Source organism: Bradyrhizobium sp. KB893862 SZCCT0404 (assembly GCF_018130885.1).
GTDB classification, from domain to species: Bacteria; Pseudomonadota; Alphaproteobacteria; order Rhizobiales; family Xanthobacteraceae; genus Bradyrhizobium; species Bradyrhizobium stylosanthis.
In genome coordinates, this window is record NZ_JAFCLT010000007.1 from 299255 (window position 1) to 312533 (window position 13279).

General features: G+C 66.3%; 13 protein-coding genes. 9 read left to right on the forward strand and 4 right to left on the reverse strand.

Annotated features, from left to right (window positions below):
- Positions 1-12: 12 nt before the first annotated feature.
- Positions 13-915: a VOC family protein gene (locus JQ617_RS26900; protein WP_212028944.1), complete on the reverse strand. Its 903-nt coding sequence runs from the start codon at positions 913-915 to the stop codon at positions 13-15.
- 16 nt (positions 916-931) lie between these two features.
- Entirely contained in the window at positions 932-1924 is a 993-nt protein-coding gene (locus tag JQ617_RS26905; protein ID WP_212028945.1) for a zinc-dependent alcohol dehydrogenase family protein, read from the reverse strand.
- Positions 1925-2035: 111 nt separating this feature from the next.
- On the opposite strand from JQ617_RS26905, the gene JQ617_RS26910 reads away from it, so the two are divergent.
- The 3 genes from JQ617_RS26910 to JQ617_RS26920 all read left to right on the forward strand — a co-directional run bounded on the left by JQ617_RS26910 (position 2036) and on the right by JQ617_RS26920 (position 4285).
- A complete protein-coding gene (locus JQ617_RS26910; RefSeq protein WP_212028946.1) occupies positions 2036-2737 on the forward strand; it encodes an FCD domain-containing protein in 702 nt (233 codons plus the stop codon).
- A 97-nt stretch (positions 2738-2834) separates the two neighbouring features.
- Entirely contained in the window at positions 2835-3698 is an 864-nt protein-coding gene (locus JQ617_RS26915) for a fumarylacetoacetate hydrolase family protein (RefSeq protein WP_212028947.1), read from the forward strand.
- Between the two features lie 8 nt (positions 3699-3706).
- Positions 3707-4285: an amino acid synthesis family protein gene (locus JQ617_RS26920; RefSeq protein ID WP_212028948.1), complete on the forward strand. Its 579-nt coding sequence runs from the start codon at positions 3707-3709 to the stop codon at positions 4283-4285.
- 15 nt (positions 4286-4300) lie between these two features.
- Here JQ617_RS26920 and JQ617_RS26925 read toward each other — a convergent pair whose 3' ends face one another.
- Positions 4301-5128: an MBL fold metallo-hydrolase gene (locus JQ617_RS26925; RefSeq protein WP_212028949.1), complete on the reverse strand. Its 828-nt coding sequence runs from the start codon at positions 5126-5128 to the stop codon at positions 4301-4303.
- Between the two features lie 94 nt (positions 5129-5222).
- On the opposite strand from JQ617_RS26925, the gene JQ617_RS26930 reads away from it, so the two are divergent.
- The 5 genes from JQ617_RS26930 (at position 5223) to JQ617_RS26950 (ending at position 10888) form a co-directional block, all read left to right on the forward strand.
- Positions 5223-6074: a LysR family transcriptional regulator gene (locus JQ617_RS26930; protein ID WP_212028950.1), complete on the forward strand. Its 852-nt coding sequence runs from the start codon at positions 5223-5225 to the stop codon at positions 6072-6074.
- 149 nt (positions 6075-6223) lie between these two features.
- A complete protein-coding gene (locus JQ617_RS26935; protein WP_212028951.1) occupies positions 6224-7681 on the forward strand; it encodes an SLC13 family permease in 1458 nt (485 codons plus the stop codon).
- 31 nt (positions 7682-7712) lie between these two features.
- Positions 7713-8990: a CaiB/BaiF CoA transferase family protein gene (locus JQ617_RS26940; protein WP_212028952.1), complete on the forward strand. Its 1278-nt coding sequence runs from the start codon at positions 7713-7715 to the stop codon at positions 8988-8990.
- A gap of 15 nt (positions 8991-9005) precedes the next feature.
- Positions 9006-9839, forward strand: coding sequence for a citryl-CoA lyase (locus tag JQ617_RS26945; RefSeq protein ID WP_212028953.1), 834 nt, complete (start codon positions 9006-9008; stop codon positions 9837-9839).
- Positions 9836-10888: an amidohydrolase family protein gene (locus JQ617_RS26950; RefSeq protein WP_212028954.1), complete on the forward strand. Its 1053-nt coding sequence runs from the start codon at positions 9836-9838 to the stop codon at positions 10886-10888. Before JQ617_RS26945 ends, JQ617_RS26950 begins: the two co-directional genes overlap by 4 nt.
- Here the strand turns inward: JQ617_RS26950 and JQ617_RS26955 are convergent.
- Positions 10842-11840, reverse strand: a complete 999-nt coding sequence (locus tag JQ617_RS26955; protein WP_082885082.1) for a LysR family transcriptional regulator — start codon at positions 11838-11840, stop codon at positions 10842-10844. The two genes, JQ617_RS26950 and JQ617_RS26955, sit on opposite strands and share 47 nt — an antisense overlap.
- Positions 11841-11970: 130 nt before the next feature.
- On the opposite strand from JQ617_RS26955, the gene JQ617_RS26960 reads away from it, so the two are divergent.
- Positions 11971-13278, forward strand: a complete 1308-nt coding sequence (locus tag JQ617_RS26960; protein WP_212028955.1) for an MFS transporter — start codon at positions 11971-11973, stop codon at positions 13276-13278.
- The last annotated feature ends 1 nt before the right edge of the window (position 13279 follow it).

Consider the following 13279-nt stretch of genomic DNA (forward strand, 5'->3'; position numbering starts at 1 on the left):
AACTCAGATGCGCTAGCGCGCGAACTCCGTACATTCCGGCGATGGCGCCATGCCCCAGACGTCGCGCGGCAGCCCGACCCAGACTTTCGGGCGCTGCGGACGATCGCGATGCCACGGGCGCGGCTCGAAATAGCCGAGCGACTCGTCGGTCATGCGGTCGAGGTCGCAGAACAGCTCGACCAGATGCCCGTCGGGATTGCGGTGGTAGATCGCGGTGTTGTGGCCGGGGCCGTGACGAACCGGTCCCCACAGCACGGGCAGCTTGTGCCGCGCGAGGTGATCGCAGGCCTGGTGCATGTGGGTGGGACCGCGCAGCTCGAAGGCGACGTGATGAAGGCCGCGCACGTCCGCGCGGGCGAAATTCAGCGTGTGGTGCTCGAAGCCGCTGCGCATGAAGACGAAGCGGTCCTCGATCCAGTCTGAGACCCGCAGGCCCATCACGTTGGCGTAGAAGTCCGACGCGACTTTGGGGTCGGGCGTGCGCAGCGCGACGTGGCCGAGCTTGGCGACCGCGAGGCCGCCGATCCGCTCCTGTGCGGGCGTCGGCGTCCAGCCCTGGATCAGCTCGAAGCGCGTCCCTTCGGGGTCGCTGAAGGACAGCAGCTTCGAGATTCCAGGCAGGGAATCGCTGTGGAGCTCGGGCCGCAAGTCCGCCTGCTTCAGCGCGGCGCCCAGCGCCTCGAGCTGGACGTCGGGCGATATCTCGAAGGCGATGCTCCTCAGCGCGGCGTCACCGGGCTCGATCACCAGCGAGAGCTGCTCGCAATCATTGGCGAGGAACAGGCGGCCTCCGTCGCGCGCGACGAGGCCAAGACCGATCACGCCGCGGTAATAGTCGAGCAGCCGCTCCGGATCGGGCGAGGTGAAGGTCGCGTGCCGCAGCCGGGTGAAGCGTGCAATGGGTGCGTATGTCATCGTGCGGTCCATCCCCTCACGGCGTCATGATGATCTTGCCGAGCGCGGAGCCCTGCTCCAGCAGCGTATGCGCCTTCCTGACCTCGTCGAGCTTCAGCACCGCCGAGATCGCCGGCCTGATCGCATTGCGGCTCAGCGCCTCGATCACGCTGCGCATCAGGGCGCGTCGACCGTCGCGATCGTGGTCGTAGATGTGGAAGGAGAAGCAGCGCACGGCCGGACAGATGTCGAGATGACTACGCATCGCCTCCATCAGATTCTCTTCCGGAAGGCCTGCGAAAGCGTTGTACGACAGCAGCGTGCCCCATTTGCCGAGGGCGCCGAGATAGCCAGTGAACTCCGGCCCGCAAACGTGATCGAGCACGAGGCCGACGCCCTCGCCCTTCGTCAGCTCGCGCGTGCGCGCCACCACGTCCTCGCTGCGGTAGAAGATGGTGTGATCGGCGCCGTTCGCCTTCGCGAACGCGGCTTTCTCCTCGGTCGAGACCGTGCCGATGACGGTCATCCCGGCGAGCTTTGCCAATTGCACCAGCGCGGTGCCGACGCCGCCGGCGGCGCCGATCACCAAAGCACTCGCCGGCGCGCGCGGATGGCGGCATTCGTGCAGCAGCGCGTAGGCGACCTGGTAATTCGACAGGCACACGGCGGCTTGCAGATCGACATGGTCGGGCAGCGTGTGAACGGCGTCGGCCGGCGCGACCACATAGTCCGCGTAGCAGCCGCCGCGCTGGGACAGATCGCGTGCGCTCAGCAGCACCTTCTGGCCGATCGCAAAGCCTTCGACGCCGGACCCGAGCGCGGAGATGCGGCCAGCGACGTCGTTGCCGGGATTGGCCGGCAGCGGCGGCATCCATTTGTAGACGCCGCGCCGGATCAGCACGTCGGGCTGCCCGACCCCGAAGGCCTCGGCCCGGATCTGCACCTGGCCGGCGCCCGGCGCAGGCACCGGAAGCTCGACCACTTCAAGTGCATCCGGCCCACCCGGCTGACGCACCAGCACTGCCCTCATGATTCCATGGCCTCCCAAAACTCATATTTTCGAAAATCATACCGTTTACGAAAATTATTGCAAGATGGTCGTTGGCGCGGCATCTTGAGGCATCGATTCATTGGCAGAGCCATGCCCGACAGCGCCATTCGCCCCCGCAAGGAATTCGGCAAGACCATTGCCGCCGACATCACCCATCGGCTGCGCGAGGAGATCATTGCCTGCGGCCTCGCCCCCGGCGAGCCGCTGCGGTTCGACGTGCTGCGCGAGCGCTTCGGCGCGAGCTTCACGACGCTGCGCGAGGCGCTGACGGCGCTTGCCGCCGAAGGGCTGGTCGATGCCCAGGAGCAGCGCGGATTTCGCGTCGCCCCGGTCAGCCGCCAGGATCTGGTGGAGGTCACCGATGCGCGGGTGCTGATCGAGGTGGAATTGATCCGCCGCTCGATCGAGCGCGGCGACGACGACTGGGAAATCGCCGTGATATCGACGCTGCACCGCCTGAAGCGGATCGAGCAGCGCGATCCCGAGCACCCCTTGCGCGATCCCGAGTGGAAGATCGCCCATCGCCAGTTCCACCAGGCGCTGGTGTCCGCCTGCGGCTCGGCGACGCTGCTCGCGATTCGCGCCGAGCTGTTCGATCGCGCCGAGCGCTACCGGCACCTCTCGGCCAATTTCCGGCCACGGCCGCGCGACAAGGCCGGCGAGCATCAGGGCATCATGCAGGCCGCGATTTCGCGCAATGCCGATCTCGCCGTGCAACTGATCGAGGCGCATATCCGCTCGACCTCCGACAACGTGGCGACCTACGCCGGCCATCTGCTCGACGCCGAATAATCCCGCGGTCGCATTTTCGACCAAAGCGGGCTTGCGCGCCGGCATATTTTCGAAAATAATAGGCAGCATCGAAAATATGAACCCTTGGGGCGAAACCATGAAGCTGCTGTCGTTCTTGGACGGAAACCGGGAAAGCTGGGGCGCTGTTGTCGAAAACAGCGTGGTGGATCTCGGCCGCGCCCTGCCCCAGTACCCGACGCTGGCGGACTTCCTCGGCAGCACGGACTACGCAGGGCGCGAGGCCATCGTCGCCGCGCACAAGCCGACGCTAGCGCTCGGCGACGTCAAATACCTGCCGGTGATCCCGCGCCCCGAAAAGATCGTCTGCGCCGTGCGCAACTATCTCGACCACCACAACGAGGCGGTGGCGTTCGGCATGAAGCGCGAGATCACGGAGTTTCCGCCGATCTTCCTGCGGGTCTGGCGCTCCCAGGTCGCGCACAACGCGCCGGTGATCCGGCCGAAGGTCTCGGACAATTTCGACTGGGAGGGCGAGCTCGCCGTCGTGATCGGCAAGGGCGGCCGCCACATCAGCCAGGCGGATGCCTGGACTCACGTCGCGGGCTATTCGATCTACAACGACGTCAGCGTGCGCGACTGGCAGCGCCATGCGCAGCAGATCGCTTCCGGCAAGAACTTCGTCGGCACCGGTCCGTTCGGACCGTGGCTGGTCACGCCCGACGAGATCGGCGATCCCACCAAGCTGAAGCTCGAGACGCGCGTCAACGGCGCGACCGTACAGTCCTCCGACACCTCGATGCTGATCTTCTCGATCCCGCGCCTGATCGAATATTGCTCCACCATCTTCGACCTCGTCCCCGGCGACGTCATCGCCACCGGCACGCCGGCCGGCGTCGGCTTCACCCGCAAGCCGCCGGTGTTCCTCAAGCCCGGCGATGTGGTCGAGGTCGAGATCGAGAACATCGGCGTGCTCAGCAATCCCGTCGTGGACGAGGCGTAAGACGCGGCATGTCCCACGACATTCGCAAGACCGCGCTCAACGTCGAGACCGTCTGGCACGAGCGCGGCCCACGGTTGGAGAAGCCGCTGCTGGTCGGCACGGCGGTCGCCGTGATCCGCAATCCCTTCGCCGGCCGCTTCGAGCCCGACCTGATGCCGTTCCAGGCGTCCCTGCGCGAGCTCGGGCGCGAGCTGGCGACGCGCCTGATCGCGCAGCTCGGCGGCGCCGAGCGCATCGAAGCCTACGGCAAGGGCATCATCGTCGGCGAGGACGGCGAGCTCGAGCATGGCGCCGTCTGGCACGAGGCCGGCGGCCACGGCATGCGCGAGGTGCTGGGGCAGCCCAAGGCGATTGTCCCTGCAGCGAAGACCATCGGCGGGCCCGGCACGCGTTTGATGGTGCCGCTCGGCCATATCCACGCCGCCTATGTCCGCAGCCATTTCGGCACGGCCGAGATGACGCTGTGGGACGCGCCGCGCCGTGACGAGATCGCCTTCGGCCTCGTGATGGCAACCGGCGGCCGCCCCCACGCGCGCATCGGCGGCCTCAAGGCGTCGGAGATCTCGGTGCACGACGGGCAGCGCTGACGCCCGGGCGCGCGCTCAATGCGCGCCGCACCGGCAGCGTTCGTAATCGGCGGGATCGTGGCTGTTGACGATCCTGACGCGGTCGCCATGGTCCCGTTTCAGCGCGCGCAGCCGCGCCTGGTTGGCGATCCGCATCTTGCGGTCCATGTCGCCCTTGCGCTGGAACAGGCCGAGCATCAAGGGGACGCGCGGCGCGGCGTCGAGCTGGGCGTGGTGGAAATAGCTGTCGCCGGCATGCAGCAGCCATGTGTCGCCTGAGCGCACCGCGATGCCGCAATGGCCGAGCGTGTGGCCGGCGAGCGGGATCATCAGCACGTCCGCCTCCTTGTCGCCGAGCGCGCGCACGCCCCTGAAGCCGAACCAGTCCTCGCCGTGCTCGCCATAGAAGGCCCAGCGTGGCCCATGGCTCCATTGTCCCGTGACGTAGCGCCCTTCGGGCGGCGCAGGCTTGCGCAGCACCGCCATGTCGTGTTCGGCGCGGTGGACGTGGATCGCGGCATGGGGAAAGTCGGGCACGCCGCCGGCGTGATCGCGGTCGAGATGGGTCAGCAGCACGTGGCGCACGTCGGCAGGCGAATAGCCGAGCGCCTTGACCTGCTGCACGGCCGTCTCCGCCGGATCGAGCTTTGGCGCGGTCTGCCGCAACCATCGCCGGCCCAGCCGGTCTCGCTCCGCGATATCGCCAAGGCCGATGCCGGTGTCGACCAAAGCGAGCCCATCGTTCGTCTCGACCAGCAGGCAATGGCAGACCAGCCGGGCGCGCTGGAACAGGCTGCCGGTGCCGTTCACCAGACGGCGGCCGATCGGGCACATCGTGCCGGTGTTGAGATGATGGATCTTCATCGTGCGTCCCTGCTGGTTGCGACAGGGGCAATCTTGTCATCCTGCTATCCATAGGTAAAATATCCGATATTGATATTATCTCTAGGCTAGACCTATGGACATCCGCGAGCTTCGCTACTTCGCCGCCGTCTACCGCGAGCGCAATCTAACCGCCGCGGCGCGGGCCTGCTTCGTGTCGCAGCCGTCGATCTCGACCGCGATCACCAGCCTGGAGGCCGAGCTCGGCACCACGCTGTTCATCCGGCACAAGAAAGGCGTCGCACCCACCGCCTCGGCCGAGCAGTTTCACGCCCTCGCCCGCCGCATCATCGACGAGGCCGATGCCGCGCGCAGCCTGTTCCGGAAGCCGGCGAGCAGGACCGATGTGACGCTGGGCCTGATGCGCACGCTCGACGTGCCCCGGACGATCGCGTTGCTGAAGCCGCTGACGGCGCGTAGCGACATCGCGCTCCGCCTCGTCGGCAGCGACGAGCGCGCCGATGCGCGGATCATCGCGAAGACCATGCTGCGCACTGACGAGCATTTCGTGCCGCTGTGGAGCGAGCGCTATGTGGCGGCCCTGCCGCCCTCGCATCCGCTGACGCTGAAGGACAAGCTCCGTGCCGCCGATCTCGCCGAGGTCCCGCTGATCGACCGCTGCCATTGCGAGCAGAGCGCATTCTTCGGCCGCAATGCACAGCGGCGCCAGACGGCGGCGATCGCGCAGTCGGAGGACTGGGCGATGGCGCTGGTCGCCGCCGGCGTCGGCATCGCCATCGTTCCGGAGGGCGTCGCGAAGGGCAATCCTGATGTCGCGGTGCGCGAGATCGACGTGAAGGTCAGGCGCGAGGTCGGGCTGGCCTATCGCGCATCAGCGCCGCTGGCCGATGCGCTGAAGGATCTTGTCGGCAAGCTGCAGGCGCAACGGCGCAAGCCGGCCCGGAAGGCTCCCGTCCGCCGGCACTGACCGACCACACATTCCCGCCGGTTATGGTCTCCTGAAAACTTGCAATTGGACGCAAGCTCGGCGGGCACGCTACTCCCACCGCGAAGCACGGCTTTCAAAACCGTGATGGCATCGATCCATCGCCGCATGCTTCGACAGGGAGAAAACTCGTGTCATCTCACGCTCACGCGGAGGCCGGCGCGCATGCGCCGCGATCGCTGGAGGCCACGCTGAGGGCGATCGGCGTTCCCCTCGCCATCGTCGTTGCCGCCGCCGTCTGGCTCTCACCGACGCCCGAGACGCTGTCCCTGCAGGGCCACAAGGCGCTGGCACTGTTCGGCGGCATTTTCGTGCTCTATTTGACCGAGGCGATACCGCTGGCCATCGCCAGCCTGGCTGTCGTGCCGCTTGCGGTGCTGACCGGCACGGCGCCGCTTCGCACCGCGCTCGACGGCTTCTCCGCCTCGCCCGTCTATCTCATCGTCGGCGCCTTCATCCTTGCGACGGCCATGGTGAAGACCCGGCTCGCCGAGCGCATCACCTACGTCATCCTGGCGCGATTCGGCAGCGCGCCGACCCGGATCACGCTCGGCGTGACGCTGGTCAACATCGCCCTCGCCTTCCTCGTTCCGTCATCGACGGCGCGGACGGCAATCCTGCTGCCGGAATGCCTCAGCATCCTCGCCATCTTCGGCACTGGTGCGCGCTCGCCCTTCGCGATCAATTTGCTGCTCACGCTGACGATGACGAATGCGACGATCGGCGCCGGCGTGTTGACGGCGACGGTGCCGAACCCCGTCACGGTCGAGTTCGTCGCCAAGGCGAGCGGACACACGATCACCTATGCCGAATGGCTGCTCTACGGCTTCCCGCCGGCGCTGGTGATGACCCTGTTCACCTGGTGGGTGATCCAGCGCGTCTTCCCGCCGGAGTTCAAGGCAGGCCATGAGCAGGCCGACGCACGGATCGCACAGAATCTCGCCGCGATGGGACCGATGTCGTCGGCCGAATGGCGCGCTCTCGCCGTGTTCGTTCTGGTGACCGCGCTGTGGGCGACGCAGGGCCTGACCGGGCTCGACACGACGGTCGTCTGCCTGATGGGCGCGTGCCTGCTGTTCCTGCCGCGCTTCGGCGTGATGGACTGGAGCGATGCCAACAAGGGCGTCTCCTGGCAGGTGTTGCTGATTGCGGGCGGCGGCGTCTCGCTCGGCGACATCCTTCTCAAGACCGGCGCCGCCAATTGGCTGGCCAATTCGATCTTCCATGCGCTCGGCCTCGCCGGCGCGTCGGCGCTGGTCGTGATCGTCACCGTGATGTTCATCGTGCAGTTCATGCATGTGATGTTCGTCGGCACGACGGCCATGGCGACCGCCCTGTTGCCGATCATCCTGGCGATGGCCACGACCGCAAACGTCAATCCGGTCGCGCTGGCGCTGCCGGCCGGCATGATCATCGGCGGTTACCCGCTGCTGATGTTTTACAACACGCTGCCGAACATCCTCGTCTACGGCACCGGCCGCCTGCGCGTCGAGGACTTCCCGAAGGTCGGCGTGATCGTCTGCGTCGTCGCCTGCCTGCTCTATGCCCTGTGCGCCGCGACCTGGTGGCACTGGCTCGGCCTCGTCTGATCCCACCCATTCGCCATCCGGAGAACCTCGCATGACATTGCCCCTCGCCGGCATTCGCATCCTCGATCTTTCCAACGTGCTGGCCGGTCCGTTCTGCGGCTATCAGCTCGCACGTCTCGGCGCCGAGGTGATCAAGGTCGAGAATCCCAAGGGCGGCGATCTCGCGCGCCGGCTCGGCGCCGATCCGGCGATGGCGAAGAAGCTCATGGGGCTGTCCTTCGTCGCGGTGAACGCAGACAAGCAATCCGTCGCGATCGACTTCAAGGCCGACGAAGGCAAGGAAATCTTCTTGCGCCTCGTCGAGACCGCCGACGTGGTGCTGGAGAATTTTCGCCCGAAGGTGATGGAACGGCTGGGGCTCGGCTACGAGGTGCTGGCCAAGCGCAACCCGCGCATCGTCTACTGCGCAATCTCCGGCTTCGGACAGGACGGCCCCTGGGCGGGCCGGCCCGCCTACGACCAGATCGTCCAGGGACTGTCCGGCGTGATGAGCGTCACCGGCGATGCCGAGACCGCCCCTTTGCGCACCGGCTTTCCCATCGCCGACACGATCGCGGGCCTCACCGCATCCTTTGCGATCGCGGCCGCGCTCGTCGAGCAGCGGCAGACGGGGCGCGGGCGGTTGATCGACGTCTCGCTGCTGGAATCGACCCTGGCTGCGATGGGCTGGGTGGTCTCCAACCATCTCAACGGCAACGTCGATCCGCAGCCGATCGGCAACGAGAATTTCACGGCGGCGCCGTCAGGCACGTTCGCGACCGGCTCCGGGCCGCTCAACATCGCCGCCAACGAGCAGAAGCAATACGAGGCGCTGTGCGACATCGTCGGCCGGCCGGAGCTGAAGACCGACGAGCGGTTTCGCGAACGGCAATCACGCAAGGACCATCGCGCAGCACTCAAGCGTGAGCTCGAAGCCGCTCTCGCCGCCAAATCCGCCACCGAATGGGAGACTCTGTTCAACGCCAGGGGCGTTCCGGCCGGCTGCGTACTGAGCGTCCCGCAGGTGCTGAACGAAGCGCAGATCACCGGCCGGAAGTTCGTCGAACGCCTGAACGCGACGGTGACGGGCGACCAGACCATGCGCGTGACCCGCCCGGGCTTTCGGCTCGAGACGGATTATCCGGAACCGTCGCCGCCGCCCGCCCTCGGCCAGGACACCGGGAAATGGCTGAGACAACTCGGCTTCGCGGAGAGCGAGATCGAGGCGCTTGGCCGGCGTGGCGTCGTCGCCTTCGATAACCGGCCGACGGTGAGGGAGACCGTGAAGATGCCTGACCTGAAGGCGCGCGCCGAAACTTCAAGCACCTAATCGAGGACAAATGCCATGACCGATCAAGGCGCCGCAGACCTGCTGCAAAAGGCCACAGAATGGTGGTCGACCGACATCATCGACATGAAACCGGGCGTGATCCGCTTCCGCGGCTTTCCGATCGAGCAGTTGATCGGCCGGGTCTCGTTTCCGCAGATGATATGGCTGATGCTGAAGGGCGATCTGCCGAGCCCTGAGCAAGGCGCGCTGCTGGAGGCCGCACTCGTTTCCGCCGTGGACCACGGCCCGCAGGCGCCATCGATCGCGATCGGGCGGATGGCCGTGACCTGCGGGCTCCCCCTGAACGGTGCGATGGCCTCGGCCGTCAACGTGCTGGACGACATTCACGGCGGTGCCGGCGAGCAATGCATGGAGCTGTATGCAGACATCGCGAAGCGCCAGGATGCGGGCGTCGCGCTGAGATCGGCCGTTGAACAGGGTCTCGACGCCTTCATCGCCGAGCACGGAAAAATCGTGCCGGGATTCGGACACCGCTTCCACCCGGTCGATCCCCGCTCGCCCCGGCTGCTCGAACTCGTCGACACCGCCCGGAAGAATGGTGTCGTGTCCGGTCGCTTCGCCGAGATCGGCCGCGGCGTCGAGGAGGTGATGCAGCAGCGCAAGGGCCGCAAGATCCCGATGAACATCGATGGCGCCACCGCCGTGATCTATTCGGAGTTGGGTTTTGCGCCGGCACTGGGGCGCGGCCTGTTCATTCTCTCGCGCTCGGTCGGCATCCTCGCACATGCCTGGGAACAGTCGCAGCAAGGCGGCCGGATCAAGGGCCCGATGCCGCGAGGCATCCCCTATCGCTACACCGGGCCGGCTCCGCGGGATTTCGCCAAGTGACGTCATCCAAGGCCGCGAGTAGCAGCAACTATCTCGCCGTCAGGCCGGATTGGCTGGCACGCGGCGTCGAGGATGCGCTCGAACCCGATCTACCGATCATCGATGCCCATCATCATCTCTGGGACCGGCCGAACTGGAGATATCTGTTCGACGAATATCTCGCGGACATCGCGGCATGCGGTCACAATGTCACGGCCAGCGTCTTCGTACAGTGCCAGGCGATGTACCGGGCAGACGGACCGGCTGCCATGCGCGTCGTCGGCGAGACCGAGTTCGCGAGCGGCGTCGCAGCTATGAGCGCGAGCGGCCAATACGGTTCGCATCGTCTCTGCGCCGGCATCGTCGGCCATGCCGATCTGCGTCTCGGAGACGACGTGGCAGGTGTGCTGGAAGCCCACATCGCCGCAGCTCCCGAGAGGTTTCGCGGCATCCGGCACATCACCGTGTGGGACACCGACCGAAGCCTGATGAATCCGCTGAGCGCCGGCCCGCCGGGCCTGCTCGCCGACAGCGCGTTTCGCGCCGGGTTTGCGCAACTGGCTCCGTTGGGGCTCGTGTTCGACGCATGGCTGTTCCATCCGCAAATCCCTGAATTGACCGAGCTCGCGCGCGCCTTTCCGCAGACGAGGATCGTGCTCGATCATCTCGGCGGGATCGTGGGGATCGGACCCTACAAGGACCGGCGCGACGAGATCTTCGCAGAATGGTCGCGCGCGATCCGCGAGCTCGCGGCTTGCGAGAATGTCTGCGTCAAGCTCGGCGGCCTCGGCATGCGCATCAACGGTTTCGGTTTCGAGACGCGCGAGGTCCCGCCAAGTTCGGAAATCCTCGCCGCGGCCTGGCGGCCCTACATCGAAACTTGCATCGAGGCTTTCGGCGCGGGGCGCTGCATGTTCGAGAGCAATTTCCCGGTCGACAAGGGCTCGTACGGCTACGGGACGGTGTGGAATGCGTTCAAACGCCTGACGCGCGGTGCCAGCGAAAGCGACCGGACGAGCCTGTTCAGTGGGACTGCCGCACGCGTTTATGGGCTCGCTCGGTCCGGTTGACCACGATGGCCGGCATGGCCGCAGCATCATCCGTCATGCCCGGCAGCGTCACCTGTTCGAGGAAGTCACGGCCCTTGGCCTTGAGCAGGCCGACCACCCGCTGCGCCGCAGGAGAGAGATAGCCATCGCGCCGGGTGACGAAGCCGAGCGGCCGTCGCATCGTCGTGGTGTCGATCATCAAGCGGTCGAGCTGGCTGCCCAGCCGAAGCGGATGCAGGTTTCGCGTCGAGGTGAAGCTGAGCAGCGCGGTGTCGGCGATCAGCTTGGGCAATGTCGTGATCGAGTTGGTTTCGATCTGGACCATGGGCGGCGGCAGGCCATGCGCCTCGAAGACGTTGTCGAGCCACTGACGCATCGCGACGGTGCGGGCCGGCAGCACCCATTTCGAAGCGACCAGATCCTGGATGGTGAGCCGCTGGCCGCAGAGCGGATGGTCCTTGGCGGCGACGACGACGACGTCGTCCATGCCGAATGCCTCGTGCGCGAACTCCTGCTCGTCGGAGGGCAGGATCGGGCCGATCGCGAGGTCGAGGATGCGCTCTCGAAGCGCCGCACGGACCACGCCGCTCATCCCGATCTGCACCTCGATCGCAAGGCCCGGCGCGTCCGCGATGATGGCGCGGCAGATCTGGGGCAATAAATACTCACCCATCGTCGCGCCGCAGCCGATGCCGACACGACCGGCGGTGCCGGCGGCAAAGTCCGTGACCTCGCGCAACGATTCCTCCATCGCCTCGCGCATGCGCCGCGCACGTGCCAGCAGCACCTCGCCGACGCGCGTCAGGGTGATCCCCCGCCCCGTCCGCTCGAACAGGTCGGCGCCCACCGCTTCCTCGAGCCGCTGGATGCATTTGGTTAGCGCGGGCTGCGTGCGGCCGAGCTTGTCGGCAGCCCGCCCCATATGGCCGAGATCGGCAATCACCTCGAAATAGGTGAGGTCACGAAGGTCCACTTCTTCCTCCCGGTTATCGATTCCAAAACATTAGCGATTGGACCATCGTCCGTTCGGTCTGGCATGTCTGAACCTAACACAGCCGGGCCTCCTGGGGGTAACTGGCCAAAACCACAGGGAGGATCGGCGGATGACCGAGATCACGGCGAACGGATCGTTCGCAGAACGCAGTCCGGATGCAAGGCTGCTCGCAAGCGCCATTTCCAAGAACACCTGGCGCCTCGTCCCGCTGCTGGGCCTTGCCTATCTCTTCAACTATCTCGATCGCACCAGCGTCGGCTTTGCTGCGTTGCAAATGAACAAGGATATCGGCCTCAGCGCCACGCAGTTCGGCTGGGGCGCCGGAATCCTGTTCTTCAGCTACTGCCTGCTGGAAGTTCCCAGTAACATGATGATGTACCGGTTCGGCGCGCGGCGCTGGCTCGCCCGCATCATGATCACGTGGGGCCTTGCCGCGGCGGCGACCGCGTTCGCGACGGGCCCATACAGCTTCTACCTGATCCGCTTCCTGCTCGGCGTGTTCGAAGCCGGATTTTTCCCGGGCGTGATCTGGTACATCTCGATCTGGTTTCCGGCAAAGCACCGCACCAGCGTGCTGGCCCTGTTCATGGCGGCAACGCCGCTCTCCTCGCTGCTCGGCGGTCCGATCTCGGCGGCGCTGCTCGGAATGGATGGCTTCTGGGGGCTCGCCGGCTGGCAATGGATGTTTCTGGTCGAAGGTCTTCCGGCCTGCCTGCTCGGGCTTCTATGCCTCGTTGTGCTCGCCGACACGCCCGAGCAGGCCCGATGGCTCACGGCGGAGGAGCGGCACGCGCTCGTCTCCGCACTGGCCGAGGACAAGCACGACAAGCCCAGGAAAGATTTGTGGGCCGCCATGAAGGATACGCGGGTGCTGATGCTCACCGCGATCACCTTCGCCTTCACGATCGGGTCCTATGGCATCGGCATCTGGCTGCCGTTGATCCTGAAGGGCCACGGCCTCACCAACATGGAGGTCGGCTGGCTCTCTGCGATTCCCTACCTGTTCGCGACGCTGGGCATGCTGCTGTGGGCGCGTGTCGTCGACCGGAAAGGGCAGAAGATCTACAATCTCATGGCCGCGCTGATCCTCGGCGCGCTCGGCCTTGCGCTCTCCGTCGTCTTCACCTCGCTGGTTCCGGCACTCGCCTGCCTGACGCTGGCGCTGATCGGCACGATCTCGGCGCGGACGGTGTTCTACACCATCCCGCAGGGCTTCCTGACCGGCGCTGCGGCGGCCGGTGGCATCGCCTTCATCAACTCCGTCGGTGCATTCGGCGGTTTCGTGGGACCCTACATGGTCGGCTTCCTGAAGGACGCGACGGGCTCCTTCAACGCCGGCATGATCGGGATGGCCGTGATCCTGATGGTGGCCACCGGCATTGCCGGCGCGCTCAAACTGGTGACGCAAAGGATTTGAG

Excerpts from the sequence above, each read along its gene's own strand:
- JQ617_RS26920 (WP_212028948.1), top strand. The coding sequence starts at position 3,707 with ATGTCCCACGACATTCGCAAGACCGCGCTCAACGTCGAGACCGTCTGG.
- JQ617_RS26900 (WP_212028944.1), bottom strand. The coding sequence starts at position 915 with ATGACATACGCACCCATTGCACGCTTCACCCGGCTGCGGCACGCGACC.
- JQ617_RS26905 (WP_212028945.1), bottom strand. The coding sequence starts at position 1,924 with ATGAGGGCAGTGCTGGTGCGTCAGCCGGGTGGGCCGGATGCACTTGAA.
- JQ617_RS26925 (WP_212028949.1), bottom strand. The coding sequence starts at position 5,128 with ATGAAGATCCATCATCTCAACACCGGCACGATGTGCCCGATCGGCCGC.
- JQ617_RS26930 (WP_212028950.1), top strand. The coding sequence starts at position 5,223 with ATGGACATCCGCGAGCTTCGCTACTTCGCCGCCGTCTACCGCGAGCGC.
- JQ617_RS26960 (WP_212028955.1), top strand. The coding sequence starts at position 11,971 with ATGACCGAGATCACGGCGAACGGATCGTTCGCAGAACGCAGTCCGGAT.
- JQ617_RS26940 (WP_212028952.1), top strand. The coding sequence starts at position 7,713 with ATGACATTGCCCCTCGCCGGCATTCGCATCCTCGATCTTTCCAACGTG.
- JQ617_RS26945 (WP_212028953.1), top strand. The coding sequence starts at position 9,006 with ATGACCGATCAAGGCGCCGCAGACCTGCTGCAAAAGGCCACAGAATGG.
- JQ617_RS26910 (WP_212028946.1), top strand. The coding sequence starts at position 2,036 with ATGCCCGACAGCGCCATTCGCCCCCGCAAGGAATTCGGCAAGACCATT.
- JQ617_RS26915 (WP_212028947.1), top strand. The coding sequence starts at position 2,835 with ATGAAGCTGCTGTCGTTCTTGGACGGAAACCGGGAAAGCTGGGGCGCT.